The sequence below is a fragment of the Dysgonomonas hofstadii genome (genome assembly GCF_014196915.1).
GTDB lineage: Bacteria > Bacteroidota > Bacteroidia > Bacteroidales > Dysgonomonadaceae > Dysgonomonas > Dysgonomonas hofstadii.
The window spans coordinates 47,555-74,114 of sequence record NZ_JACIEP010000002.1 but is presented as its reverse complement, the minus strand read 5'-3'; the positions used below and the strand labels follow the sequence as shown (position 1 = coordinate 74,114).

23 protein-coding genes are annotated in these 26,560 nt (G+C 39.1%); 14 read left to right on the top strand and 9 right to left on the bottom strand.

Annotated features, from left to right (window positions below; translation table 11 throughout):
- Positions 1–64: 64 nt before the first annotated feature.
- The 4 genes from zwf to GGR21_RS02255 all read left to right on the top strand — a co-directional run bounded on the left by zwf (position 65) and on the right by GGR21_RS02255 (position 4,422).
- Positions 65–1,600: a glucose-6-phosphate dehydrogenase gene (gene zwf / locus GGR21_RS02270; RefSeq protein ID WP_246347970.1), complete on the top strand. Its 1,536-nt coding sequence runs from the start codon at positions 65–67 to the stop codon at positions 1,598–1,600.
- Positions 1,597–2,328, top strand: coding sequence for a 6-phosphogluconolactonase (pgl, locus tag GGR21_RS02265; protein WP_246347969.1), 732 nt, complete (start codon positions 1,597–1,599; stop codon positions 2,326–2,328). Before zwf ends, pgl begins: the two co-directional genes overlap by 4 nt.
- Before the next feature lie 100 nt (positions 2,329–2,428).
- Entirely contained in the window at positions 2,429–3,469 is a 1,041-nt protein-coding gene (locus GGR21_RS02260) for an EFR1 family ferrodoxin (RefSeq protein WP_183305557.1), read from the top strand.
- Positions 3,470–3,504: 35 nt separating this feature from the next.
- On the top strand, positions 3,505–4,422 hold the full coding sequence (locus GGR21_RS02255) for a hypothetical protein (protein WP_183305556.1): 918 nt from the start codon (positions 3,505–3,507) through the stop codon (positions 4,420–4,422).
- Positions 4,423–4,424: 2 nt separating this feature from the next.
- Here GGR21_RS02255 and GGR21_RS02250 read toward each other — a convergent pair whose 3' ends face one another.
- The gene (locus GGR21_RS02250; RefSeq protein WP_183305555.1) at positions 4,425–5,936 is read right to left on the bottom strand and encodes a GH3 auxin-responsive promoter family protein; all 1,512 of its coding nucleotides are present in this window, start codon (positions 5,934–5,936) and stop codon (positions 4,425–4,427) included.
- Positions 5,933–6,634 (bottom strand): Crp/Fnr family transcriptional regulator, encoded by a 702-nt coding sequence (locus GGR21_RS02245; protein ID WP_183305554.1) that lies wholly within the window; start codon positions 6,632–6,634, stop codon positions 5,933–5,935. Before GGR21_RS02245 ends, GGR21_RS02250 begins: the two co-directional genes overlap by 4 nt.
- A gap of 196 nt (positions 6,635–6,830) precedes the next feature.
- On the opposite strand from GGR21_RS02245, the gene GGR21_RS02240 reads away from it, so the two are divergent.
- From GGR21_RS02240 to GGR21_RS02195, 10 genes are all read left to right on the top strand, one after another.
- A complete protein-coding gene (locus tag GGR21_RS02240) occupies positions 6,831–9,062 on the top strand; it encodes a S41 family peptidase (RefSeq protein WP_183305553.1) in 2,232 nt (743 codons plus the stop codon).
- Positions 9,063–9,083: 21 nt separating this feature from the next.
- Positions 9,084–9,965 carry a carboxypeptidase-like regulatory domain-containing protein gene (locus tag GGR21_RS02235; RefSeq protein WP_183305552.1) on the top strand — a complete coding sequence of 294 codons (882 nt, stop codon included), beginning with the start codon at positions 9,084–9,086 and terminating at the stop codon, positions 9,963–9,965.
- 196 nt (positions 9,966–10,161) lie between these two features.
- The gene (tig, locus tag GGR21_RS02230; RefSeq protein WP_183305551.1) at positions 10,162–11,556 is read left to right on the top strand and encodes a trigger factor; all 1,395 of its coding nucleotides are present in this window, start codon (positions 10,162–10,164) and stop codon (positions 11,554–11,556) included.
- A gap of 188 nt (positions 11,557–11,744) precedes the next feature.
- Positions 11,745–12,413, top strand: a complete 669-nt coding sequence (clpP, locus tag GGR21_RS02225; protein WP_183305550.1) for an ATP-dependent Clp endopeptidase proteolytic subunit ClpP — start codon at positions 11,745–11,747, stop codon at positions 12,411–12,413.
- 123 nt (positions 12,414–12,536) lie between these two features.
- Entirely contained in the window at positions 12,537–13,778 is a 1,242-nt protein-coding gene (clpX, locus tag GGR21_RS02220; protein ID WP_183305549.1) for an ATP-dependent Clp protease ATP-binding subunit ClpX, read from the top strand.
- A 94-nt stretch (positions 13,779–13,872) separates the two neighbouring features.
- Positions 13,873–16,068, top strand: a complete 2,196-nt coding sequence (gene recQ / locus GGR21_RS02215) for a DNA helicase RecQ (RefSeq protein WP_183305548.1) — start codon at positions 13,873–13,875, stop codon at positions 16,066–16,068.
- A 3-nt stretch (positions 16,069–16,071) separates the two neighbouring features.
- Positions 16,072–16,545: a pantetheine-phosphate adenylyltransferase gene (gene coaD, locus GGR21_RS02210; protein ID WP_183305547.1), complete on the top strand. Its 474-nt coding sequence runs from the start codon at positions 16,072–16,074 to the stop codon at positions 16,543–16,545.
- A gap of 42 nt (positions 16,546–16,587) precedes the next feature.
- Entirely contained in the window at positions 16,588–18,180 is a 1,593-nt protein-coding gene (locus GGR21_RS02205) for a S41 family peptidase (protein WP_183305546.1), read from the top strand.
- A 47-nt stretch (positions 18,181–18,227) separates the two neighbouring features.
- Complete coding sequence (locus GGR21_RS02200; protein WP_246347986.1) at positions 18,228–18,986, top strand: alpha/beta hydrolase; 759 nt, start codon at positions 18,228–18,230, stop codon at positions 18,984–18,986.
- 198 nt (positions 18,987–19,184) lie between these two features.
- Positions 19,185–19,550: a hypothetical protein gene (locus GGR21_RS02195; protein WP_183305544.1), complete on the top strand. Its 366-nt coding sequence runs from the start codon at positions 19,185–19,187 to the stop codon at positions 19,548–19,550.
- 75 nt (positions 19,551–19,625) lie between these two features.
- On the opposite strand, the gene GGR21_RS02190 is transcribed toward GGR21_RS02195, so the two are convergent.
- From GGR21_RS02190 to GGR21_RS02160, 7 genes are all read right to left on the bottom strand, one after another.
- Positions 19,626–20,162, bottom strand: a complete 537-nt coding sequence (locus GGR21_RS02190; protein ID WP_183305543.1) for a hypothetical protein — start codon at positions 20,160–20,162, stop codon at positions 19,626–19,628.
- Between the two features lie 105 nt (positions 20,163–20,267).
- Positions 20,268–21,662 carry an NADH-quinone oxidoreductase subunit N gene (locus tag GGR21_RS02185; protein WP_183305542.1) on the bottom strand — a complete coding sequence of 465 codons (1,395 nt, stop codon included), beginning with the start codon at positions 21,660–21,662 and terminating at the stop codon, positions 20,268–20,270.
- Positions 21,663–21,750: 88 nt separating this feature from the next.
- Positions 21,751–23,184: a complex I subunit 4 family protein gene (locus GGR21_RS02180; protein ID WP_183305541.1), complete on the bottom strand. Its 1,434-nt coding sequence runs from the start codon at positions 23,182–23,184 to the stop codon at positions 21,751–21,753.
- Positions 23,185–23,200: 16 nt separating this feature from the next.
- A complete protein-coding gene (nuoL, locus tag GGR21_RS02175) occupies positions 23,201–25,090 on the bottom strand; it encodes an NADH-quinone oxidoreductase subunit L (RefSeq protein WP_183305540.1) in 1,890 nt (629 codons plus the stop codon).
- Positions 25,091–25,096: 6 nt separating this feature from the next.
- On the bottom strand, positions 25,097–25,420 hold the full coding sequence (gene nuoK, locus GGR21_RS02170; protein ID WP_183305538.1) for an NADH-quinone oxidoreductase subunit NuoK: 324 nt from the start codon (positions 25,418–25,420) through the stop codon (positions 25,097–25,099).
- A gap of 2 nt (positions 25,421–25,422) precedes the next feature.
- Positions 25,423–25,935, bottom strand: a complete 513-nt coding sequence (locus tag GGR21_RS02165) for an NADH-quinone oxidoreductase subunit J family protein (RefSeq protein ID WP_183305536.1) — start codon at positions 25,933–25,935, stop codon at positions 25,423–25,425.
- Between the two features lie 83 nt (positions 25,936–26,018).
- Positions 26,019–26,552: a NuoI/complex I 23 kDa subunit family protein gene (locus GGR21_RS02160; protein WP_183305534.1), complete on the bottom strand. Its 534-nt coding sequence runs from the start codon at positions 26,550–26,552 to the stop codon at positions 26,019–26,021.
- Positions 26,553–26,560: the final 8 nt, after the last annotated feature.

Genomic DNA, 26,560 nt, shown 5'->3' with positions numbered 1-26,560 from the left:
AATTTTGGAGAAATGAAAAAAATGAATTTAAAAGCCTCCCTCTCGGAGAGGAATGGAGGGGCTTATGAAATCTAAGGAAATAAAGAACCAGGCCCTGATTATCTTTGGGGCTTCCGGTGATTTAACATACCGCAAACTTATACCTGCGGTATTCGACCTGTATAAACAAGATTCACTACCAAAGAATTTTGTTGTACTGGGAGTTGCGCGCAGTTCTTTCACAGACGACACGTTCCGTGAAAAAATGAAAGATGGCATCAGGCTGTTTGCTACTGCTAAAGATGCATCCGAGGATGAATTAAATGCTTTCTGTCAGAAGCTTCATTATCTTTCTATCAATACCGATGATGGAAAGGAATACTCAAAGCTTAAAGACAGATTAGCAGTTCTGGATAAGGAAGCTGATACAGCAGGGAACTATATATTCTATCTTTCTACACCACCATCATTATACCCTTTGGTTCCTAAATTTCTTGCAGAACAGGGATTGAACAATCAGGATAATGGCTTCAGGCGGATTATTATAGAAAAACCTTTTGGCACCGATTTGAAGTCCGCGATAGAACTAAACGCGTCTTTGAAAGAAAATTACGATGAAGATCAGATATACCGTATCGATCATTATCTGGGAAAAGAAACTGTTCAGAATCTGTTGATCACACGCTTTGCCAATGGTATTTACGAACCTCTATGGAACCGAAATTATATCCATCATGTGGAAATAACCGCCGCCGAAAATATTGGTGTGGAAAACCGTGGCGGATACTACGATAATGCAGGAGCTTTACGCGATATGGTGCAGAATCACTTGTTGCAACTAGTGGCTCTTGTTGCTATGGAACCTCCTATGTCGATAGATTCGGAAGCAATCCGCAACGAGAAACTTAAAGTTTTTCAGGCACTTCGTCCGATGAGCGACGACGATCTGTTCAAAAATGTTATCAGAGGACAATATACGGCAGCCAATATAAAAGGTAAGTATGCAAAAGGTTACCGTGAAGAAAAAGGTGTTGATCCCGAATCGAGGACTGAGACCTATGTGGCGATGAAGCTTTTTATAGATAACTGGCGCTGGGGAGATGTGCCTTTCTATGTGCGTACCGGGAAACGCCTGCCTACACGGGTATCGGAAGTCGTTATTCATTTCAAGCCTGCACCACAAAGATTATTCCCGGAAACCACTGATTTGAGGGATGATGAAAATCAATTGGTTCTTCGCATCCAACCCGATGAAGGAATCTTATTGAAAACAAAGATGAAAGTTCCAGGAAGTGGTTATCAGGTGAAAACTGTGAATATGGATTTTCATTATTCCCAGTTGAAAGATACCTACCTCCCTGAGGCATATGAGCGCCTGCTTCTCGATTGCATGATAGGTGACTCTACCCTGTATATACGGGGCGATGCTTTAGAGGCTACATGGAAGTTTGTGCAACCTCTTCTCGAATTCTGGGAAAAGAATCCCGATGCACCTTTGCACGGTTATCCGGCCGGATCGTGGGGGCCTGAGCACGCGGACGACCTTATAGAAGAGAAAAACCTCACATGGCGCTATCCATGTAAAAACTTATCCGATGACGGCATATACTGTGAATTATGATGATAAAAGAAGAAGTAAAAGTATTTGATGACCCGCATGCTCTTAGCAAGGGCTTCACGGAATTTCTGAAAAAATTGCTGGATGTATATCCGCAGGTAAATCTCGCACTGTCGGGAGGAACAACGCCTAAAGTTATCTTTGATTATTGGGCTGAGAATTGTAAAGATGAGATCGACTGGAAAAGGGTATTCTTTTTCTGGGGTGATGAAAGATGCGTGCCACCCGAAAATGTGATGAATAATTTCGGGATGACAAAAGACCATCTTTTCGATAAAGTTCCCGCAATACCGAATAATAACATTTACCGGATTCATGGCGAGAACGAGGCTGAAGAAGAGGCCTTATGGTATGGAACGGTATTGAGAAACAAACTGATGCAACGTCAGGATATTCCATGTTTCGAGATTGTAATGCTTGGCCTGGGTGATGACGGACACACTGTTTCTATTTTTCCCAATCAGATTGATTTATGGGATAGCAAAGAAATCTGTGAAGTTGGTGAACACCCTGAAAGTGGAATGAAGCGTGTTACTATAACCGGAAGGGTAGTAAACAATGCGCAGTATGTAATATTCCTGGCCACAGGAAAAAGCAAGGCCGAAAAGGTGAGGGATATAGTAAAGAACCGGAAAGACTTTGTGAATAAATATCCGGCTGCACGTGTAAATCCGAAAAGAGGATACATATACTGGTTCCTTGATAAGGAAGCGGCAAGTTTACTTGATTAATAAAATACTTAATAGGGCAAGGTCCGTTTGATTTATTCAGGCGGACTTTTGCTTTTATGGTATATTGAGTATATTTGAACTCTCAATCTCTCATGTATATATGTTTACATATAACGGGATAAAAATATTCTATTTTTCAGGAACGGGAAATGCGAAAAGGGTTTCTCTATGGATTCGGGAATTTGCGGCTGACAAGAATATTGATTGTCAACTGGAAAATATTGCTGAAATCCATACAAATGAAAATCTTAATCTTAACCCTCAGACATTAATCATAATTATCTCTCCCATACACGGATTTAACTATCCGGAAATAACCCTTGATTTTATACGTCGGTTTCCTAAAGGGAGGAACGGTATCATGCTGATGAATACGAGAGCCGGACTGAAAATAGGGAAGTTTGTGACACCCGGTTTAACTGGTATAGCCTTTCTGCTATCTTCGGCAATACTGAAAAGTAAAGGCTATAATATTGTAGGGATGATACCTTTCGATATGCTTTCCAACTGGTTATCTATCCATCCTGCACTAAGTCAGAAGGCAGTTAAGTTCTTACATAGAAAGAACTACTCCAGAACAAAAGGATACTCTGATGAAATATTTGAAGGGAAAAAGGTATTCACTGCATATAAAGATATTGTTCAGGATATATTAATTTCTCCCGTAGCATTCGTTTATTATTTTGCAGGGCGGTTTTACCTAGCCAAATCTTATTACGCCTCTGTCGATTGCGACAGTTGTGGTTTGTGTATAAAACAATGTCCTGTGAGGGCTATCAAAGGAGTAAACAAGCGTCCTTTCTGGACGTTCAAATGTGAGAGCTGTATGAGGTGTATGGCAAATTGTCCTAAAAAAGCGGTAGAAACGCCTCATGGGTTATTCGTGATGATTGGCATTATCTGCTCAACTTTTGGCTCCTATCTGTTTTATAAACTGTTTCCGTTTCCTATAGAGCCGGGGTTCATTAAGATAATCTTATATAGTGTGTTCTTTTTTATCCTTTTGTGGATATTTTATATCATTCAGCATCTATTATTGAAGAATAGATATATAGGAAAAGTCATATCTTTGATGTCATTGACTCATTATAAGTTCTGGGGACGATATAGATCAATCCCCGATGAAGAATGGAAGAGGTAGAGGAAAGGGTGAGAGTTATTGTAAAATCTGCTATTATGAAAAGGTTTATTATTCTTTTAATCGTTATCTGTAATCTGTTGTTGTTTGTAAACTGTAAAGGAAATGATACACCTCTGGCAGGTAAAACGCAATATATCGTTTTTGCCAATAATTACTTTTGGGAAGATGCGGATAATAATGCGATAATGATCACGGATTCTTTAGAAATAGATCGGCTTGAGAAACTTCTTGTCGGCAATGAATTGAAAGAATTGTGTAAGTGTGGATATGACTACCAGATACAATTCTTTAATGAAAAGAATGAGTTACTTTATTCCCGGATTCTGAATACCGAAACAGATACATACGAAAAATATAATGAGGATATTAAAACTATAATGAGAGGATTGACCGGACGGATAAGAGATACTCCTACTCATTACGTTTATAATCTGCAGATAGATGTCCATATGCCTTCTGATTCGATAATAAAATTCCTGAAAGAAGGTGGCTTATATGCTTTTATGCTGGGATTTCAGGAAGAGCAATACCCTAAATTGAAGCTTACATATTGCGAACATTATACAGATGATGAAAATTTAGATGGCTCGGAAGAAAGGTTTAAAGAGATAGAAGAAAAAATTAAATTTTATGTTCAGCCTGTCGAAACTTCATTTATTCATCGTACGACAACGAATGAAACAAAGTATGTAGATTTTAAAACAAATAAAATATCACGTTTGTATTACTTTCCGGCCAAAACGAATATGGACTCTCTTATAAGCCAGGTGAATACTTTGGGCGTTGATTATCTATTTGCAGAATCGTGCTCTCCCTATTATTATGTGCAATTATTAAGCAATAACAATAATATAGAGGAAGTGTCCGGTCTTTTGAAAAAATATCCGTTTATCAGTAGAGTCAGCAAAGCTACAAATGGATATGTGTTTGAAGAATGTAGTTTGACCGATTAGAACTAATGACTCTTCTTTGTGAAAGCCAAAAGCCTGTCCATATAATCCCTGTTATTCGACAATCGTGGTACTTTATTCTGCCCGCCGAGCTTCCCGATCGATTTCATCCATTCATTAAAAGTGCCTTTTGGCAGATTTCTTACAATTGGTAATCCTAAAGACAGGTTGTAAGAACGTTTCGCTTCGTAATCGGAATTTACCTTCTTCAGGTTCTCATCCAAAGCCAGAGTGAATTTTTCAAGGCTATCAGGTTCTGTGGCAAATTCTATCAGCCATTCGTGAGCACCGGTATTATTATCGCCGAAATAAACCGGAGCAGCCGTGTATTCAGTTATCTGTGCACCTGTTAGCAGGCATGCGGCAGAGAGTGCTTTTTCTGCATTATCTATTATGATCTCTTCGCCAAAGGCATTGATGAAATTTTTTGTACGTCCGGTTATATGGAACAGGTATGGATTTGTGGAAGTGAACTCGATTGTATCTCCTATCATGTAGCGCCAAAGCCCGCCGTTTGTAGAGATCAGTATAGCATAATTTTCTCCTGTTTTTACTTCGTCGAGAGTTAATGTTTTAGGATTCTCCTTATCCCATTCGCTCATCGGCATAAATTCGTAATAGATATTGCTATCCAACATCAGAAGCATTTCTTTCGAACCGGCTTCGAACTGTACACCGAAGAATCCTTCCGAAGCATTATATGTTTCCCAATACCACATATCGGGCTTTTGTATGATCTTCCGGTATTGTTCTTCGAATGGGGTGAAACTAACACCGCCATGGAAAAATACTTCGAGATTGGGCCATATATCGGTCAGTTCCCTTCCGGTGTCGGCTTTTATCTTTTTCAGCAGAACCATCAACCACGACGGAACACCCATAAATGCCCTGACATCATTCTTTACAGCATAATCTGTAAGCGCCTGAAGCTTTACTTCCCAGTCGGGCAGCAATGAAATACTTTCCGGAGTACGGCTACGTTTCGCCCAGAAGTAAAGATTCTTGATGAGTATTGCTGAAATATCTCCGGTGAAAACTCCGTCTCCTATTCTGTTTATCTGTTTGCTCCCTCCAAGTACAAGCGTCTTTCCAAAAAAGAATTTAGCATCCGGATTTGCCCGTCCGTATATGGCGAGCATTTGTTCCCCACATTTGTAATGTCCGCCTGTGAGCGATTCTTTTGTGACCGGGATATATTTACTTTTGTCTTCGGTAGTCCCCGACGACATGGCAAACCAGTTTACAGGCTTGTTCCAGAGTACATTCTGTCGTTTGTCGACCAGTATTTTATCCAGATAAGGACGTAAATCTTCGTAATGAAAAACAGGTACATTGTACCTGAAATCATCTTTATTCTTAATTTCCGGAAATTTAAATTGCTGGCCTATATAGGTTTGTGCTCCGTTACGGAGTAGGTAGGATAGTATTTCTTCTTGCGCCCGGATCGGATTTTCTATAAAACAGGCAACTTCCCTGTATTTATAATCCAGATACTTATGAGCAATGCGGGTGATCATCCTATTTTGCTTATCTTTCTCAGTTTGTCTTCGTCTATTATCTTAATTTTGCGGCCATCTAAAGCGATGATGTGCTCATCGACAAATGTAGATAATGTGCGGATCGCATTCGACGTTGTCATATTCGATAGATTAGCCAGGTCTTCCCTCGACAGATATATACTAATGGTAGCGCCATCTTCTTCCAGTCCGTAATTTTCGATTAGGAAAATAAGGGATTCTGCAAGACGCCCTCTGATATGTTTTTGTGTGAGATTAACTACCCGTTCGTCAGCGATCCCCAGGTCAGTGGATAGTTCCCTTATAAAGAACATGCCCAGTTTAGAGTTGGCAAATACTATATCCTCGATTATTTGCATGGGAATAAAGCAAATGGTGGAAGCTTCGAAAGCCGACGCTGCGGTCACATATGGTTCTTTTGCAAAATAGGCGCGGTAACCGAAATACTGCGTAGTGCGTATCATTCTTATTATCTGGCTTCTGCCGCCAACACCGTCTTTATATATCTTCACTTTACCACGGCAAAGACACATCAAATCCTGAGGGGTTTCCTCCTCACGGTAGATTATCTCATTCTTCTTAAAGTCGACGATTCTTGCACTAGAAGATATTAAATCCCTTTCTTTGCTACTCAGCAGTTTCCAGATTTCAGGGATACATTCGGATATGCTTACAACATTACTACTATCTTTCACCATAAAAAAGCTCAATGATATAAGTCAGGTTCTTAGGTTAATCACATAACAAAGTTAATATTTTTTTATTAGAAATATGTTTTGCAACATATATTTAACGAAATGTCAAAGATATTCTATACTTTTAGAGAACATTGATACGTCTATTTCCGAAATAACAGCCCGATTATATCGCAAAACCTTTAATACCTGATATAAGATGAAAAAAATAATATTTACCATTTTAATAGCTTCTATAGCTTTATGTGCATGCTCACAAACAAAAAATGATGAGGCTGATTATAATTTCAGTTTTGAAGAATATAAAGGTAAATATCCTGCGAATTGGCATTTCTTTGGTAGTTCGGATTATTTGATATATCCGGACTCAACGACATCGCATGCAGGAAAATATTCTGCCGTAATTGAACATCAGGATGGGAAAGCGACGGATTATAAAGCTTTGTCTTTTGCTCTTCCGCACAATTATGAAGGGAAGCTGATTACACTATCAGGATATATAAAGACCGAAAACGTTTCTGATGGATATGCCGGACTATGGATGAGAATAGATCCGGAGGTTGCATTTGATAATATGCACAGCAGGGGAGTTGAAGGTACCACCGACTGGACAAGATATGAGGTTACTTTGACTATGAATCCGCGCAAAACGAAGCAAATAGTCATAGGTGGCTTATTGGTGGGAAAGGGTAAAATGTGGCTTGATGATTTGCATGTCACGATTGATGGAAAAGATATTTATGATGCGCCTATTTATCAGAAACCATTATTGCCTGCGGAGAAAGATGAGGAATTTTACAATGGTTCCAATATAACATTTCCGGAACTGAATGAACAACTAATTAATAATTTAGAACTGTTAGGTAAGCTATGGGGTTTTATAAAATATCATCATCCCGAAGTAGGAAAAGGAAATTACAATTGGGATTACGAATTGTTCCGGTTTTTACCTGAATATCTAAAAGTTAATAACGTAACCGAAAGGAATAAACTACTTGTTTCATGGATAGATAAATATGGGAAAGTATCCCCTTGCACAGAGTGTAAACAAACACCTGACAGTGCTTTTATAAAACCCGATTTGTCGTGGGTAGATAGTAAAAGTATAAGTCCTGATTTAATTAATAAAATAAGATATTTATATGAAAACCGTCATCAAGGCGAACATTTCTATATTGGAATGTTTCCTAATGTAGGTAATCCGGAATTTAAGAATGAAAATTCATACTCAAATATGCCATATCCTGATGCCGGATTCAGATTGTTATCGTTATTTCGGTACTGGAATATGATACACTATTTTTTTCCTGCTAAATATCTGACCGATAAGGATTGGAATAAAGTTCTCAGAGAATATATTCCAATATTCATTTCGGCGCAAAACGAATTGGAATATGAGTTGGCCGCATTGCGCCTTATCGGTGATATACAGGATACGCACGCAAACTTGTGGGGTGGGGGAAATAAAATTGCAGAACTACGAGGAAATAAATATGCTCCTTTCAGAGTTCAGTTTATAGAGAATAAGCTCGTTGTAACTGACTATTATAATCCCGAATATTCGGAAGATGCCGGATTGCAGGTGGGAGATATAATCACCCATATAGAAAGAAAAGCTGTAGGATCGATAGTAGATAGCCTGCGCATTTATTACCCTGCTTCAAACGATGCTGCGATGCTCAGGGATATTTCAGGTGATATATTACGTTCAAACAAAGAGTCTGTAAATATAAAATATGAATCTGCCGGACTGAAAAAGCAAAAAGACCTACCTCTATATGATAGGAACAAGTTAAAAATGTATCATTGGTATAAGGTGAATAAAGAAGAAAAATGTTACAAACTTCTGGATGGTAATATCGGTTATGTGACATTAGCTTCTATTACTAACAACGACATTCCTGAAATTAAAGAAGTATTTAAAGATACAAAAGGGATTATTATAGATATCCGCAATTATCCATCCACGTTCGTGCCGTTTGCGCTGGGTTCTTATTTTGTGGCAGATACTGTGCCATTTGTAAAATTCACACAAGGGAATGTAAATAATCCCGGAGAATTTATTTTCAGAGGACCCAATAAAATACCAAAAGGCAAAGAAACTTATCAGGGAAAACTGGTTGTATTGGTAAATGAATTTAGCCAAAGTCAGGCTGAATATACGACTATGGCATTCCGTGCCGGGAAGAATACAACTATTGCAGGCAGTACAACAGCCGGAGCAGATGGCAATGTTTCTGGCATAGTTTTACCGGGAGGTTTACGTACAATGATCTCTGGTATAGGAATCTTCTATCCCGATGGCACAGATACACAACGGGTCGGTATTGTGCCCGATGTGGTAGTAAGACCTACAATAAACGGTATTAAAAAAGGGGAAGATGAGGTACTGGAAAAGGCCATGGATATAATAAAAAATGCCATGAAATGATTGCTGATTAATTGGGGAACAATGAGAGAAAAGCATCTTGTTTTACTTATATTATTTCTTTACTCAACTGTAGCTTTTTCTCAAAGAAAAATATCAGGGACAGTTGTGGATAAGAATAATAATGAAGAGTTAATTATAGGAGCACAAATACAGGAAGAAGGAACAGGCAATCATGTGTTTTCGGATATAGATGGGAAATTTGAAATTGTAACATTAAAAGACACATGTGTCTTGATTATTTCCATGCTTGGCTTTGAATGTCAGTCTTTTAAGATCACAAGCGATATAGAGCAAATTGTAAGATTAGGTTATTATGACTATACTTCAAAGTGGATAACCGTTGGGGCAGATTACGACTTTATTAACTCAAAATTCGGAGTACGGTTCAGTAATGGTTATGATGAACAGCCATTGATTCATTTCGAAGATTTTCCCGACAGGTTTATTTATAAAGCGTCATTTCGAACAGGATTCAATAAAGATTATGGTTTTGGTGGCGCTATCGGTTGGTTATATCCCACAAGACATATTGATAAAATCACATTGGAATATGATCAGGTTCATTATTCCGGGAAAGATCGATTTAAATATCGGAATATAAGTATCACAGGAGTGAAATATCTGGGATTTATAAACTCTGATATTATTTTAAGAGCAGGTTTTCAATCCTTAAACGAACATGACAATTTAGGAGTAAGTTTCGGTATTCAAAAAGTTTTGCTTTACAATAAACTTTATTCAGGCCTTTCAGCCGGATATTATGGCGACTATTGGATATATTCTGTATATGCTCAAAGTTTTATTTATAGTAATAAGTGGGGCTTAAGATTATCCTATGACAGAATAAATAGATTTGATTTTCTTGCATTAGGGATAAATTTTACGATTCCACGATCAAAATAATTTAATTATGTAGTATCGTAGAATGATCGGACTATCTGTCTTTTAAATAAATTAAACATATATTCTTTTCTCATTTCTCTTTGAATATTACAAGAATAAGAGTATTTTTGCACCACCAAAAATGAGAAGCATCTCGGTGCTTTTCTTTTTTTGAATAAATCTTTGAAGAATAGAATATTAATATAAATCCGTTAAGATGAACGTATCTCTCACAAATGTTGACAGTGTAAATGCTATTTTACAGATCAGTGTCGCAAAAGATGATTATCAGGAAAAACTGAACGATGCACTTAAAACTTTCCGCAAAAAAGCAAATATACCGGGATTCCGTCCGGGAACCGTGCCTGTAGGTATGGTGAAAAAAATGTATGGAAAATCAATAATGGCCGAAGAGATCAATAAACTGGTCGGAGAAAACCTTTATAAATATATACAGGAAAACAAACTGAATGTATTGGGTGAACCTCTGCCAAACGAAGAAAAGCAACAGCCAATAGATTTTGCAACGGAAGGCGATTATGAATTTTTCTTTGATATAGCACTTGCTCCGGAGATCAAATTGTCTTTAACAAAGAAAGATAAACTTAATTACTACAAAATAACTGTTGACGAAGAGCATGTCGACAAACAAATAGAATCATACAAAGCCAATTATGGCAAATATGATAAAGTAGAAGAAGGTGCTAAAGAAACAGACCTGATAAGAGGTGTGATCAGCGAGCTCGAAGATGGTAACGTGAAAGAAGGCGGTATAAAAGTAGAAGCCGGAGTTGTTATGCCATCATATATGAAAGATGCTGAAGAGCAGGCTAAATTTGTAGGTGCAAAAACCGGTGATGTGATCAAATTCAATCCCGGAAAAGCTTATGAAGGAAATGAGACTGAAATATCATCTTTATTACACATACAAAAAGATGAAGTAGAGGCGATTGCAGCCGAGTTCAATTTTGAAGTGACAGAAGTTACCCGTTACAAAGAAGCTGATCTTGATCAGGACTTATTCGATAAAGTGTTTGGCGCAGGAACAGTAAAGGATGCCGAAGAATTTAAGGCAAAGGTAAAAGATATTATCTCTGAGCAATTTGCCCCTGACAGCGACTATAAATTCCTTCTCGATGCAAAAGAGTTGCTGGAAAAGAAAGTTGGCGATCTTGAGTTCCCCGAAGCTTTCCTTAAGAGATGGCTGATGACTACAGGCGAAGAAAGAACTGCCGAATCGCTTGATCAGGACTTCCCTAAAATTATATCCGATCTGAAATTCCATCTTATAAAAGAGCAAATAGCTAAAGATTATGAAATAAAGATCGAAAACGAAGATATGAAGACTATTGCTATGCAGGCTGCCAGAGCACAGTTTGCCCAGTATGGCATGATGAATCTGCCTGATGAAATGGTGGAGAACTATGCGAATGATATGCTGAAAAATAAAGATAACGCTCGCAACCTACTCGACAGGGCAATGGAAAATAAGATCATCGATGCTTTGAAAACGAAACTAGGACTGACAGAAAAAGAAATCAGTCTTGATGAGTTCCGTAAATTCTTTGAAACAGAAGAAACCAAAGAAGAGGTAAAAGAAGAAAACGAATAATTTGTTTCTAATATAAAGGGCGGGCAGGATATTTTTAATATCCTGCCCGTTTTTTATAAAATGTAATTGGTTTTATGGTGTATCTGTTTTTATTTTTAACTTTGTTAATCCTGTCAGCTGTATGGCACGATAATTGTTGATATATTTAGAGTGACAATAACAGTTTTAAAACTAAAAAAGGAAACAATATGAATAATGATTTTAAGAAATATGCTACCAAGCATTTAGGAATGAACGGCCTGGCACTAGATAAATATATAGATATCACCAGTAGTTATATATCACCCACTATTATAGAAGAACGCCAGCTGAACGTGGCACAGATGGACGTGTTCTCCCGTTTGATGATGGACAGGATTATCTTCCTCGGAACACAGGTCGATGATTATACTGCCAATGTAATACAGGCGCAATTGCTGTATCTCGACTCTGCCGATTCAGGCAAAGATATATCTATCTATATCAATTCTCCCGGAGGATCGGTATATGCAGGATACGGAATTTATGACACTATGCAGTTTATCAACAGCAATGTATCTACTATCTGTACTGGTATAGCAGCCTCTATGGCAGCCGTATTGCTTGTTGCCGGAGAAAAAGGAAAACGTTTTGCTTTGAAACATTCTCGCGTGATGATTCACCAGCCATTAGGAGGTGCTCAGGGGCAAGCTTCTGACATCGAGATTACTGCGCGTGAGATAGGTAAGATCAAGAAAGAACTTTACACTATCATATCCGATCATTCGGGGCAACCTTTCGATAAAGTGGAGGCAGATTCAGACCGTGATTACTGGATGACATCCGCCGAAGCAAAAGATTATGGAATGATAGATGATGTTTTGATGAGAAATAAATAAAAATTTATATATATTTGCCCCCTGAAACAGGGGCTAAAAAATAACACTACCAGATGATTTTAGCCAAAAGTATTTTTGGCTAAAATTATTTAAGACATATACATTTCTCATTAAGGAGGATAAATGGCGAAAAAAGAAGGAAATATAAATCAATGCAGCTTTTGCGGAAGAAGCGATAAAGAAGTAAATATGCTTATATCAGGTCTGTCGGCCGATATTTGTGATAGTTGCGCCGAGCAGGCATACCAGATTGTAAAAGAAAGCTTTGAGGCAAAAAAGAAGTCGGATTTAGGAATTGATAGAAATCAATTACCCGACCCGAAACAAATAAAAGAATACCTTGACGGATATATCATCGGACAGGATGCTGCAAAGCGTTATCTGGCTGTAGCTGTTTATAATCATTACAAACGGTTGTTGCAGGAAAAGAATGACGATATAGAGATCGAAAAATCGAATATTATTCTTGTTGGTCCTACCGGGACAGGAAAAACCTTGCTCGCGCGTACAATAGCAAAATTACTGAAAGTACCTTTCGCCATAGTAGATGCGACCGTACTGACCGAAGCCGGATATGTGGGAGAAGATATAGAAAGTATTCTTACCCGACTATTGCAGGCATCTGACTATGACGTGGCTTCTGCCGAAAGAGGAATTGTCTTTATCGACGAAATAGACAAAATAGCCCGCAAGAGCGATAATCCGTCCATCACACGTGATGTAAGCGGAGAAGGTGTCCAGCAGGGATTGTTGAAGTTGCTCGAAGGCTCTATTGTAAACGTGCCGCCACAGGGAGGACGTAAACATCCCGAGCAAAAGATGATTGCAGTGGATACTAAAAATATATTATTTATCTGCGGAGGGGCGTTCGACGGTATAGAACGGAAAATAGCACAACGATTGAATACAATGGTTGTCGGATATGCTTCGTCCAAAAGTAATGCACAGGTAGATAGGGACAATCTGTTGCAATATGTAGCACCGCAGGATTTAAAGTCATTCGGATTGATCCCTGAAATTATAGGACGTCTGCCGATTTTGACGTACCTCGATAGCCTTGACAGAAGTGCCCTGCGCCGTATATTGACCGAACCGAAGAATTCTATAATAAAGCAGTATGTGAAACTGTTCAAGATGGACAATGTAGATTTGTCATTTGATGAAGATGTATATGAATACATTGTAGATAAAGCTATAGAATATAAGCTGGGAGCCAGGGGATTACGGTCTATTGTGGAAAATATAATGATGGACGCGATGTTCAATATACCTTCTGCCCGACAGGATAAATTGCATATCACAAAAGACTATGCTATCGAGCAACTGGAGAACTCACAAATGATTAAACTAAAAAATTCCCTATAAAGTTTGCTTTTTTGATAAAAAATAGGCTATTTTATGTTGGAGATTTAAATTATGGAATTTATCTTCGTATAGAAGATCAGCTTATTTTTCTAATATGCCACACAAAGAAGATATACTAATCACGGCCCTGAAGAAACACTTTGGATTCGATAAATTCAAAGGCAATCAGGCAGCGATCATCCAAAACGTTTTGGACGGAAGAGATTCTTTTGTCCTGATGCCAACAGGTGGAGGTAAATCTCTTTGCTATCAGTTGCCTGCTATTTTGATGGAAGGCACAGCAGTCATCATATCCCCGTTGATTGCGTTGATGAAGAACCAGGTAGATGCAATGCGTACATTCAGTGAGGAAGACGGAGTTGCTCATTTTATGAATTCTTCCTTGAACAAGGCGGCAATAGAACAGGTAAAAACTGATATACTTTCGGGCAAAACAAAATTGCTGTATGTCGCTCCTGAATCTTTGACAAAGGAAGAAAATATTGAGTTTCTTAGTAATATAAAGATTTCGTTCTATGCCATAGACGAAGCTCATTGTATATCGGAATGGGGGCACGATTTCCGTCCCGAATACAGGCGTATACGGCCTATTGTGACCGAAATAGGTAAACATCCTATCATTGCTCTTACAGCAACAGCTACGCCAAAGGTACAGCTCGATATACAGAAAAACCTCGGTATGATAGATGCCGATGTCTTCAAATCGTCTTTCAATAGGGAAAATCTTTATTACGAAGTCCGGTCGAAGACGAATAATGTAGATAAGGATATTATTAAATATATCAAATCGCATGGGCATAAGTCGGGTATTATATATTGCCTGAGCCGCAAAAAGGTAGAAGAGTTCGCCGAAATACTCCAGGCTAACGGAATCAATGCCCTGCCATATCATGCGGGACTGGATGCCAATACACGCTCGGCCAATCAGGATGCTTTCCTGATGGAACAGGTTGATGTCATTGTGGCCACAATCGCATTCGGAATGGGAATAGACAAACCCGATGTGAGGTATGTGATCCATTACGATATGCCAAAAAGCCTTGAAGGATACTATCAGGAAACAGGCCGTGCCGGCCGCGACGGCGGTGAAGGTAAATGTATCGCTTTCTATTCCTTTAAAGACTTACAAAAACTGGAAAAATTTATGCAGGGAAAGCCTGTAGCCGAACAGGAAATAGGAAAACAACTCCTCTTGGAAACGGCTGCATATGCAGAAACAGCGCTTTGCCGGAAAAAAGTGCTTCTCCATTATTTCGGAGAAGAATATAAAGAAAGAAATTGTGGAAACTGTGACAATTGTGTAAACCCTAAAAAACAAGTGGAAGCCAAAGAATTATTACTGACAGCCATAGAAGCTGTAATTGCGTTGAAAGAAAAATTCAAATCAGACTATGTCATCAATGTATTGAGAGGTAAGGAAACATCTGAGATAGAAACATACGAACATCAGGACCTCGAAGTATTCGGTTCAGGATCGGATGCCGATGAAGATACATGGAATGCAGTCATCAGACAGGCGTTGATCGCCGGATATTTTGATAAGGATATAGAAAACTACGGACTACTGAAAGTTACCAAGAAAGGAAAAGACTTCCTGAAGAAACCGGTGTCGTTCAAAATCACAACAGCCGATGAAGATGATATGGCTGATGATGAAAATATAGATGATGTAGTAGTAAAAGGCGGTGGCGGCGGTTCGGCTGTCGATCCCGTCTTGTTCTCTATAATGAAAGACCTGCGAAAAAAAATGGCAAAAAACAATAATGTGCCGCCATATGTTATATTTCAGGACCCTTCATTAGAGGCTATGGCTACCATTTACCCTATTACGATGGAAGAGCTGCAAAACATTCCGGGAGTAGGGGCAGGAAAAGCAAAACGATATGGAACAGAGTTCCTGCAAATAATAAAAAAGCACGTAGAAGAGAATGAAATAGAACGTCCTGAAGATCTACGTGTAAAGACAGTAGCCAATAAGTCGAAGCTAAAAGTGGCTATTGTACAGGCGATAGACCGTAAAGTAGCTCTGGACGATCTGGCCGAATCGAAAGGTATTGAGTTCGAAGAGCTGCTGACCGAAGTGGAAGCTATTGTATACTCAGGAACAAAAATAAATATTGACTACTTCCTTCAGGAAGTCATAGATGAGGATCATATAGACGATATATTTATGTATTTCCAAGAAGCAGAATCAGACGATCTTGAAGAAGCTATTAATGAATTGGGAGAATATACTGAAAATGAAATACGCTTAGTCAGAATCAAATTTATTTCTGATATGGCGAACTAACAAATGAGCAAAAAAGCAATTTTTCCGGGGACATTCGATCCCTTTACAATAGGACATCATTCATTGGTAAAACGATCTCTCGCATTAGTGGATGAGATCGTTATTGCCATTGGTAAGAATGATGCCAAGAAAAGTTACTTTTCGCTCGAAAACCGTGTGGGGATGATCAAGGATTTGTATGAAGGCGATCCTCGTGTCTCTGTCGGTACTTACGATAACCTGACCGTCGATTTTGCAAAATCTGTAGATGCAGACTTTATTATACGGGGAATACGTTCAGTCAACGATTTCGAATATGAAAAGACAATTGCGGATATGAATCGCAAGATATCCGGAATAGAGACGCTTGTTCTGTTTACAGAACCCGAACTTACACACATCAGCTCCACCATAGTCCGTGAGCTTTTAAGATTTGGTTATGATGTCAGCGAATTCCTTCCTGAAGGTTTGAATTTGAGAAATCCAGGATTAATATAAATATACAGTTTGTTAGTGATAACAAATGAAAAATAATTAGTAATGAGAAAAATAACAATACTACTGCTACTTGCGTTTTTCGTGGTATTAAGTAGTTCCGCTCAGTTTAAGATGAGTGAGGGATCGAAAAAAGTAGCAACTACAATGGCGGTCATCGAGAATATGTATGTAGACAAGGTCGATGATAATAAACTTGCCGAAGATGCCATTAAATCTTTATTGGAAAAGTTAGATCCGCATTCCACTTATATCAGTGCTGAGGAAGTAAAGGAAATGAACGAACCGCTCGAAGGTAATTTTGATGGTATCGGTATTTCATTTAATATGTTAACAGACACATTGTATGTAATAGAAACTATTCCCGGAGGGCCGTCGGAAAAGGTAGGGCTGCGTGCGGGAGATAAAATCATATATGTGAATGATACCCTGATTGCAGGTGTTAAAAGGTCTACCAAATTTGTAACTTCCCGTTTAAAAGGGCCTAAAGGAACAACCGTGAACGTTAAAGTCTTACGCCGTGGAGTTCCCGATCTTTTGAATTTCAAGATTACAAGGGCTAAAATTCCTGTGTATAGCATCGATGCCAGCTATATGATAGATAATAATACCGGTTACATCCGCATAACACGATTCGGAGCCACTACCTCTAAAGAATTCAGTGATGCGGTGAAAAAACTGAAAGATATGGGAATGGCAAATCTGTTGCTTGATCTGGAAAGTAATGGCGGAGGATATATGGCTCCGGCAATAGACCTTTCTGACGATTTCCTGGAACAGGGTAAGCTTATTGTATACACCGAGGGCAGCCGCCAGCCAAGACGTGATGAAGTGGCAACAGGAAAGGGTTCCTTTGAACAGGGGAAACTGGTGATCATGATAAATGAAGGTTCGGCATCAGCCAGTGAAATCCTGTCAGGTGCTGTCCAGGACTGGGACAGGGGAGTGATTGTCGGTCGCCGTAGTTTTGGTAAAGGACTGGTGCAACGTCCGATTCCGTTACCGGACGAATCTATGATCAGACTTACCGTAGCACGCTATTATACGCCTACCGGACGATCTATACAGAAGCCTTATACTAGTGGTGATCTTATGTCATATAACAAAGATGTGATAGAGCGTTACAACAGAGGTGAGATGATGCACGCTGACAGTATTCATTTCCCAGATTCACTCAAATATCAGACATTGGTGAACAAGAGAACTGTTTATGGCGGTGGTGGTATTATGCCCGATTACTTTGTCCCTGCCGATACATCGCGCTATACGCCTTACCTGGGGAGCATAGGCAACAGAGGAGTTTTGTATAAAGTCGCTTACGAAGAGGTAGATAATCACAGGGATGAAATAAAAAGAAAGTATCCGACAAAGGAAGACTTCTACGAAAGCTACAATGTATCGGATGCTATAATGAAAAGGCTGATTGCTGCCGGAGAGGAAGAAAAAATAGAATTCAATCAGGAACAATACGATAAATCGGAAGAAGTTTTTAAGTATCAAATCAAAGGACTTATAGGCCGTGATGTATATGATATGGAAACCCTGATTAAAGTCTTTAACGATCATAGCGATACTTTTAAGAAGGCATATGAGATAATTAAGGATGATCGTCTATATAATAAACTCTTGGGTAAATAATGACTAGAAAATCGATATTACTGGTTTGTCTTTCGTTTTTTTTCCTGATGTCCTTTTCGCAGGAATATATTTCGAAAGAAGATGTTTCCTATATTCCGAAAGGAGAAACGGACGAATACCGGAAAGAGAGGTGTAAGCTTGATATTTATTATCCGTCAGATAAAAAAGACTTTGTTACAGTGGTCTGGTTTCATGGTGGTGGTCTCGAAGGAGGAGAAAAAGGGATTCCTGCGGAATTAAAGAATAAGGGTATCGCAGTAGTCGCTCCCAACTATCGGCTTAGTACGAAAGCTAAGAATCCGGCTTATATAGAGGATGCGGCTGAGGCTGTAGCCTGGGTATTTGAGAATATCGCTTCATTCGGCGGTGATCCCCGGCATATCTATGTCTCAGGCCATTCGGCAGGAGGATATCTGGCACTGATGATAGGCCTTGATAAAAAATATCTGAAGAAATATGATGTGGACGCCAATCAGATTAGGGGGTTAATACCGGTAAGTGGTCAGACCAACACTCACTATACTATCCGTAAAGAGAGGGATTTACCTAATGATATTCCTGTAATAGATGAATTTGCTCCACTCAATCAGGCTAGAAAAGATGTTCCTCCCACCTTACTTATAACAGGTGATCGTAAACTGGAAATGCTGGCCCGTTATGAAGAAAATGCTCACCTTGAAGCAATATTAAAGGGAATAGGAAACAAGGATGTTCAATTATTCGAGTTACAAGGGTTCAATCATGGCAATGTATATGCTCCGGCCTGTTACCTTATTCTCGACTGGATAAAGAGATACAGTAAATAAAATATTAACTAAAGTAAGCCCCTGATAATGCCATATTATCAGGGGCTGTTTTGTTTTATTTACTTAACAAGGAGTGGTCTATTAAATAAATTAAAAACGATTTTTTCCCTGAAAATATTAAAAACAAAGTCTGATAATTTTTGTTCTATTCTGGAATTGAAATTAATTGATTCACTAACTCTTTAAAAAGAAAAAATTATGAAAAAGATTATCCTTTCCGGAATTATGGCAATTGCCCTTTTGGCATCTGCAAATATTATGGCTCAAGACGCTCTCCCAAAAGCGAAAAAAGAAGTGAAAAGTGAAGTGAAAAAAGTACAGACTGATGCTAAAGAAGTGAAGAAGGACACAAAAGCTGATGTAAAAGAGGCGGATCTGAAAGCAAAAAATGAGACCAAACAATTGAAAAAAGAATCGGAAGCAAAATTAAGCTCTGCTAAAAATTCTGTTAAATCGGATGTGAAAAAGACAGAAAGCAAGTCTGACGCAGAAGTGAAAAAGGGAAAAGCAAGTGTAAAACAAACCGAATCAAATCTCAAGAAATTAGACAAACAAACAAAATAATTCATCGGTAGATGTAAAGAGAAAGCTGACAGACAACTGCCAGCTTTTATTTTTTTTGAGGCAAATTAGAATCTTTTATCTGCCTAAGTTCTCTGTATATACAGATTTAATCACTGTTGCCATTTTATCATTTCCCCGGTGCAAATATGTCCATACCGGATTTTTTGCCGTAGGTTTCGATTCGGGGTCAGCTTTCGAAAAGGCTTTGGTTTTGACTTCATTGTCCGGTATAAAGATTTTATAGAATTCCTCGGGAATATCACCTTTAGTGGTGATGATAAACATCCTTCCGTTTACTACTGTAAAACCATGCGCGGTCTCATCGGGGCAAAACATGTTGCACCAAGAGTTGTCTATTGCGGTAACAGTGAAATAAAGCTTACCGTCTTCCTTTGTCAGCATGATCTTTGTCGCAGGCCACAGATAACCTCTGCTTTTACGCATGATCATCATATTAATGTCGGATGTGGCAAATTCTATGGCAGGGTCTTTCAGATCCATATACCCTAAAATGATCTTTTCATTGTCTTTCTCTTTTTCCGGTGGATTGCTGTAGATGAAGGAAGTAAAGCACAGTGAAATGAGAAGTATTGTTATTTTTATTTTAGTCATGATCCCGTTAAATCTTTATCGGATGCAAATATATAAATTTATCGTATATAAAAAATAAAAGCAAGCCCCAGGCCTGCTTTTTTAAGTTAATTACAACATTTATTTTTATAAATTCAATCCCATAATGATGGAAGGGAAGATTCCTAAAATAATGTTGAGAGATATAGCGATTGCCGCAACAGCTTTATACTCGATTGCCACTTTCATAGGTTCCGGTTCTTCGTCCTTTTCCCGTGCAGTCATTACATTGATCACTCCGAAATAATAATAGACGGCAATGATGGAATTGATGATCCCGAATATAACCAGTATCAGATAATTTGCCTGTAATGCCTGACTGAATGCGAAGAATTTAGCGAAAAATCCCGAAAATATAGGTATACCACTCAGTGATAACAAAGCTCCTATCATAACGGCTGTGAGCAGAGGTTGCTTTCTTATCAGTCCCCGGAAGTTTTCTATATCCTCATTCTTTTTATTGTTGCAAACACCTAATATTACAGCGAACGCTGCGACTCCAGCAAGGCTGTATGCTGCGGCGTAATAAAGTATAACGTTAGCCGATGCGCCTATTGCTACAAACGAAATCAACATAAATCCGGCATGGGAAATACCCGAATATGCCATCATGCGTTTAATATTGGTTTGCTTCAGGGCAGATATATTACCCACACATAGCGTCAGGATATTTATTACGACCAGTATTATCATATATACAGGAGTCATTCCTACTGATAATATTCCCATAACTTTGAACAGAGCTCCGATAGCTGCTACCTTAACCAGAGTACTCATCACGGCAGTAACAAGGGTAGGGGAGCCTTCATATACATCGGGTGACCAGAAGTGAAATGGAACAATCGCCGCTTTAAACATCATTCCTACAGTGATCATCACGAAACCGATATAGAACCATACGGGCAACGAATCTCCCTGAGATATTGATGAATAGTTAACTTCAGTAATGTCGAATGAACCTGTCGCTCCATATATTAAAGCTAATCCGAAAAGTATGAAACTGGAGGCAAATGCTCCCATAATGAAGTATTTCATTCCGGCTTCGTTACTTCTCAGGTTTTTCGGTTCACTGGATGCCAGTGCATAGGCCGATATGGAAAGAACTTCGAGGCCAATGAAGAACATGGCAAAATTACCGAACGAAACCATTGCCACGGCTCCTGCCAGCATAAATACTTTCAGCGCGACATAATCAGCTATTTTTACAATCTTCTCTTCATAGAATTTAGGAGTCATTGCTATAATCAGGATAGCAAGCACTATAAACAGAATGGAAAAGCCTTGTGAAAATCCTGAAGTAACGATCATATTATATTTATCTACTTCGATAAACGCATTACCCTGGTAAAACTCGGCGACAGTCATACCCAGAATGGCTATTAATCCTATAAGAGTTACAGGTACAAGTATCTTCCTTAGGTTGAAAATATCTAACAACAGGGAAATTATTCCTAATACCGAGATGGCTATTAATGTACTCATTATTTATATTTCAAGATTTAAAAATTTCTAGATTCAAAAATAAAAGAATGGTATTCTTAATTTTTAATTCTTAATTTTTCATTTGCTTTTATCTGTTTATATACATTACTATTTCAGAGATGCTTGTCGATACAAGATCTGTAACCGGTTTCACATATACCCCGAAGAATACCAGCACTATGATAATAAGGGTAAATACTGTTACTTCTGTTTTTGACAAATCCCTGAATGGCTTTTTTGCAGGTGGTCCGAGCATGGTATGCTGGAACATGCGCAGCATAAATAATGCCCCCAGGAATAATGATGATCCTACAGCTATACAGAAACCCAGGTTTACCTGGAATAGTCCGTATAAGATTGTCGATTCTCCAATAAAGTTGAATGTCAATGGTATCCCGATAGAAGACAAAATACTAAAGAAGAATGCGACTGTAAATTTAGGTGTATAAGGCCGTATTCCTCCCAGTTCTTTTATCATCAGTGTATTTCTTCTGTTCTGTATGATATCTGCGGAATAGAACATGGCTACTATACCAAATCCGTGTGCGAGGATAAGTATCAAAGCTCCCGATATACCATCGTAGGTGAGGGAGTAAGCTCCGGCGGCGATAAAACCAACGTGCGATAGAGATGCATAAGCAAGGAAACGTTTCAGTTCCTCCTGTCGTAAAGCCAGAATTGCCCCGTAGACCACACCGATGCTACATAAAATAAGAATAAATGTCCTTAATTCCTGCGATGCATAAGGCGTTACCGGTAATTGCCAGCGAAGCACACTGTACGCACCCATTTTTGACATGATACCGGCCAGAAGCATAGTCCCGATACTTGGGGCTTTACTATATAGGTTTGCTTGCCATGTATGGAATGGAAAAATTGGTATTTTGATAGCATAAGCAACAAAGAATGCAAGGAATATCCATATCTGTTCTGTTTCACTCAGATTGGCATTATAGAATGCCTCAAGCTGGAAGCTTCCTGTTTTCACATACAGGAATATGATGGCAGCCAGCATAAACAATGATCCTGCAAAGGTGTACAGGAAGAATGTCATGGCAGCACGTCTTCTTTTCGCAAATTCACCGTTGCCCCATATTGTTACTATAAAATAGATAGGTATAAGCGACATTTCCCAGAATACATAATATACCAGTGCATTACTGCTAAGGAAAGCGCCCGCCATGGCAAAGGCCATGAACATGACAAGGCTGAACAACAATTTCTCGTTTTTGAATTCCCTGTTATGAGCGCCCAGTATTATAATGGGCAACAAGACCGTTAATAACAACAGCATAGCTATTGCCAGCCCGTCGGCTTTTAATGAGAATGATATATTAGGATTAGTGATCCAGTCTACACTAAAATCTACTCCGGCAGCACCGTATTTAAGGTACAATGCAACGGAGAAAACTGCGGCGGCTATACTGAATAGCATGGCTACCTTCGATGCAAACCTGTTTCCTGAAAGATAGGTGAGTATTGAACCCGCTAGTAAAATGATTAATATAATTGCTATATTCATGTTTCCTTGACTATTTTTATACGAGAAATAAACAGATGATCAGCGTACAGAATCCTAATACGAAAAAGAACAGATAGAATCCGAGACTTCCGTTTTGCAGTTTCTTTGCCGGGAACGATAATACTTCGACGACACCGCCACCGATTTTAAATATATTTTTGATCAGAGGTTCTAATGTTTTATTAAAGAAGTCAGCCAGTATGAAAATTGGCTTGGTAATGAGCAGGTTCAGTATCTCATCTACATAATACTTATGGTTAAGCATTCTGGTGGGGCCGGTCATCTTGTCATCATTGACAGGAACATGGGATCTCTTAATATATTTGAAATATGCATATCCCAAGCCTGCAAACGCAATCACTGTAGATATAACCATTGTTATGGCCTGATCACCGATAGATGCATGCTCCTCGAGCGCGATTCCCGGCAGGACAGGTTCAAGATAACTGTTCAGCCAACTAAATCCGAAAGGAAGACCAATTAGTCCGCCAAATAAAGCAAGGAAGCCAAGTATGATAAGTGGGATAGTCATTACCTTTGGTGATTCGTGCAAATGGTGTTTTTGCTCTTGCGTTCCCCTGAATTCCTTGAAGAATGTGAGGTAGAGCGCACGGAACATATAGAATGCAGTGAGTAGGGAAGCCAGAGCAGCTACCGCCCATAATATTTTGTTATGCTGGAAAGCAACCATCATAATTTCATCTTTCGAGAAGAAACCTGCTAATGGTGGTATTCCTGAAATAGATAATGTAGAGATGGCAAATGTTGCAAAAGTGATTAACATTACACCTTTCAAACCACCCATCTTACGCATATCCTGTTCGCCACCCAAAGCATGGATCACAGAACCCGAACCCAGGAACAGGCAGGCCTTAAAAAATGCATGAGTGATAACATGGAAGACTGCTACATGATAGGCCCCTAGTCCTACAGCAAGAAACATAAGCCCGAGTTGCGACACGGTAGAGTAGGCGAGAACCTTTTTTATATCCGTTTGTGCTATTGCTATTGTGGCGGCAAAAAGTGCTGTTGCTGCTCCTATTATGGCTATTGCCATCTGTATGTTAGGAGTGAGGTCGAATATGAAATTAAGGCGGGTTACCATAAATATACCTGCGGTAACCATTGTTGCGGCATGTATCAGAGCGGAAACGGGAGTCGGGCCGGCCATTGCATCGGGTAACCATGTATATAAAGGTATCTGGGCGCTTTTACCTGTTGCCCCGATAAACAAAGCTAAAGTAGCTAGGCCTAACATCGATAATGTTTCCGGATCGTGTGTTGTAGATACAGCTTGTCGCATTGTTTCGAAATCTACCGTATGGAATAAATATCCGAGAGTAAAGATACCGATAAGGAAACCCAAGTCCCCGATGCGGTTCATTACAAATGCTTTTTTAGCGGCGTTGTTGTTCTTATGATCTTCCGACCAGAATCCGATAAGCAGATAAGAACATAATCCTACGCCTTCCCATCCGATGAACATAACCAGCAGATTGCTACCCATCACAAGGAATGACATAAAGAATATAAATAGGTTGAGGTATGAGAAATAACGGTCGATATTCTCATCGTCTTTCATATAGCCTATCGAATAGATATGTATTAGAGCACCGATTCCGGTTACGAACAGCAACCAGATAATAGACAGTTGATCCAGTGTAAATGCAAAGTTTGTTGTAAATTCTCCAAGTTCGATCCATTGGAAAAAGTTTACGTTAATCACTTCTCCGGTACTTAGCAGTCGAATGAAAAAATACACAGATATAACAAAGCTAATGATCACTGCGGTCGAGCCGATGATTCCTGTTGTTTTGCGTCCTGTGAGCTTTTTACCCACCAGCAGGTTTATCAGGAATCCGGTAGCCGGGCTAATTAAGAGTAGTAATACCAATAATGTCTCCATCCGAAATTATCCTTTTAAGTTTTTTAATTTATCGATGTCTATGGTACCGATATTCCGGTATATAGCTACAAGGATAGCAAGTCCGACAGCAACTTCGGCAGCGGCTACCGCCATCGAGAATATCACGAAAACCTGTCCGCTCGTGTCCTGATAGTAAACCGAGAAAATGGTCAGTAACATATTTGCTGCGGCCAGCATCAGTTCTACCGACATCAACATAACTATCGTGCTCCGACGATAAAGTATTCCAATTGCACCTACCGTAAACAAAAGAATGCAGAGATAGATGTAATTGTCAATTCCAACTTGTTCTAATATATTATTCAGCATAGCTAAGCGTTTTTCTCGTTTTTCTCCTTTTTTGAAATCAGTACGGCTCCTATCATGGCGGCTAGCAATAATATGGCTGCAAATTCGAACGGCACAAGATATTCATCCAGAAGCACCTGACCGATAATATTTACCGATTGGTAATCCAGTCCTTCGGCTTTATAGTTTTCTATAACAGGTGCCGATCTCAATAGTGCAGCCAACAGAACAACTCCCATCAGACATCCCGATAAAGTTGCCGCAACACGGCTTATCACTTTCTTTTTCGGCTCGTGCTGTTCTCCGAGATTCATAAGCATCAGGGTAAAGAGCAATAAGACCATCACAGCACCGGCATACACTACTATATTGATAACAGCAAGAAACAATGCATTCAACAACAGAAAATGCCCGGAAATAGAAAAGAAGCAGATAATCATATATATCGCACTATGGATAGGATTCTTTGACAAAACAGTCAGAATTCCCGTTCCTAATGTGATAGCTGCCAGAATATAAAAAATTATAGTTACCATATTATGTTAGTTAACAAGTTAACAAGTAGACAAGTAAACGAGTTTTAACTTGTATCCCGTATCTTGTACCTTGTATCTGTATTTTAATCGTATTTACGAGCTTTAGCATCCTCAACTGAAATCACAAGCCGGTCTTTTCCATAAATAAAAGCTTCTCTTTCAAGGTCAGGTTTTACATGCAATTTCGATTTTGTAAGGAAGATGGCTTCTTTTGGACAGGCATCCTCGCATAATCCACAGAAGATACAACGCAGCATATTAATTTCGTAAACAGCGGCATATTTTTCTTCCCGGTAAAGATGTTCTTCACCTTTCGTGCGTTCGGCAGCAGTCATAGTGATAGCCTCCGCAGGACAAGCCAATGCGCATAGTCCACAGGCTGTGCAGCGTTCACGTCCCTGATCATCACGCATCAGTACGTGCTGCCCACGATATACAGGACTGTATTCACGTTGTTGTTCGGGATACTGTACAGTCACTTTCTTCTGAAAGAAATGCTTGATCGTGATTCCCAAACCTTGTACTATCGCAGGAAGATAAAGCTTTTCGATAAGAGTCATCTTCTTATCTACGACTTCCTTTTTCTTTCCCGATAATGATATATCTTTTATTGACATAACCTCAG

What these genes read in the sequence shown, in the direction of transcription:
- zwf (WP_246347970.1), top strand. Translation starts at nt 65, where the DNA reads ATGAAATCTAAGGAAATAAAGAACCAGGCCCTGATTATCTTTGGGGCT.
- pgl (WP_246347969.1), top strand. Translation starts at nt 1,597, where the DNA reads ATGATGATAAAAGAAGAAGTAAAAGTATTTGATGACCCGCATGCTCTT.
- GGR21_RS02260 (WP_183305557.1), top strand. Translation starts at nt 2,429, where the DNA reads ATGTTTACATATAACGGGATAAAAATATTCTATTTTTCAGGAACGGGA.
- GGR21_RS02255 (WP_183305556.1), top strand. Translation starts at nt 3,505, where the DNA reads ATGAAAAGGTTTATTATTCTTTTAATCGTTATCTGTAATCTGTTGTTG.
- GGR21_RS02250 (WP_183305555.1), bottom strand. Translation starts at nt 5,936, where the DNA reads ATGATCACCCGCATTGCTCATAAGTATCTGGATTATAAATACAGGGAA.
- GGR21_RS02245 (WP_183305554.1), bottom strand. Translation starts at nt 6,634, where the DNA reads ATGGTGAAAGATAGTAGTAATGTTGTAAGCATATCCGAATGTATCCCT.
- GGR21_RS02240 (WP_183305553.1), top strand. Translation starts at nt 6,831, where the DNA reads ATGAAAAAAATAATATTTACCATTTTAATAGCTTCTATAGCTTTATGT.
- GGR21_RS02235 (WP_183305552.1), top strand. Translation starts at nt 9,084, where the DNA reads ATGAGAGAAAAGCATCTTGTTTTACTTATATTATTTCTTTACTCAACT.
- tig (WP_183305551.1), top strand. Translation starts at nt 10,162, where the DNA reads ATGAACGTATCTCTCACAAATGTTGACAGTGTAAATGCTATTTTACAG.
- clpP (WP_183305550.1), top strand. Translation starts at nt 11,745, where the DNA reads ATGAATAATGATTTTAAGAAATATGCTACCAAGCATTTAGGAATGAAC.
- clpX (WP_183305549.1), top strand. Translation starts at nt 12,537, where the DNA reads ATGGCGAAAAAAGAAGGAAATATAAATCAATGCAGCTTTTGCGGAAGA.
- recQ (WP_183305548.1), top strand. Translation starts at nt 13,873, where the DNA reads ATGCCACACAAAGAAGATATACTAATCACGGCCCTGAAGAAACACTTT.
- coaD (WP_183305547.1), top strand. Translation starts at nt 16,072, where the DNA reads ATGAGCAAAAAAGCAATTTTTCCGGGGACATTCGATCCCTTTACAATA.
- GGR21_RS02205 (WP_183305546.1), top strand. Translation starts at nt 16,588, where the DNA reads ATGAGAAAAATAACAATACTACTGCTACTTGCGTTTTTCGTGGTATTA.
- GGR21_RS02200 (WP_246347986.1), top strand. Translation starts at nt 18,228, where the DNA reads ATGTCCTTTTCGCAGGAATATATTTCGAAAGAAGATGTTTCCTATATT.
- GGR21_RS02195 (WP_183305544.1), top strand. Translation starts at nt 19,185, where the DNA reads ATGAAAAAGATTATCCTTTCCGGAATTATGGCAATTGCCCTTTTGGCA.
- GGR21_RS02190 (WP_183305543.1), bottom strand. Translation starts at nt 20,162, where the DNA reads ATGACTAAAATAAAAATAACAATACTTCTCATTTCACTGTGCTTTACT.
- GGR21_RS02185 (WP_183305542.1), bottom strand. Translation starts at nt 21,662, where the DNA reads ATGAGTACATTAATAGCCATCTCGGTATTAGGAATAATTTCCCTGTTG.
- GGR21_RS02180 (WP_183305541.1), bottom strand. Translation starts at nt 23,184, where the DNA reads ATGAATATAGCAATTATATTAATCATTTTACTAGCGGGTTCAATACTC.
- nuoL (WP_183305540.1), bottom strand. Translation starts at nt 25,090, where the DNA reads ATGGAGACATTATTGGTATTACTACTCTTAATTAGCCCGGCTACCGGA.
- nuoK (WP_183305538.1), bottom strand. Translation starts at nt 25,420, where the DNA reads ATGCTGAATAATATATTAGAACAAGTTGGAATTGACAATTACATCTAT.
- GGR21_RS02165 (WP_183305536.1), bottom strand. Translation starts at nt 25,935, where the DNA reads ATGGTAACTATAATTTTTTATATTCTGGCAGCTATCACATTAGGAACG.
- GGR21_RS02160 (WP_183305534.1), bottom strand. Translation starts at nt 26,552, where the DNA reads ATGTCAATAAAAGATATATCATTATCGGGAAAGAAAAAGGAAGTCGTA.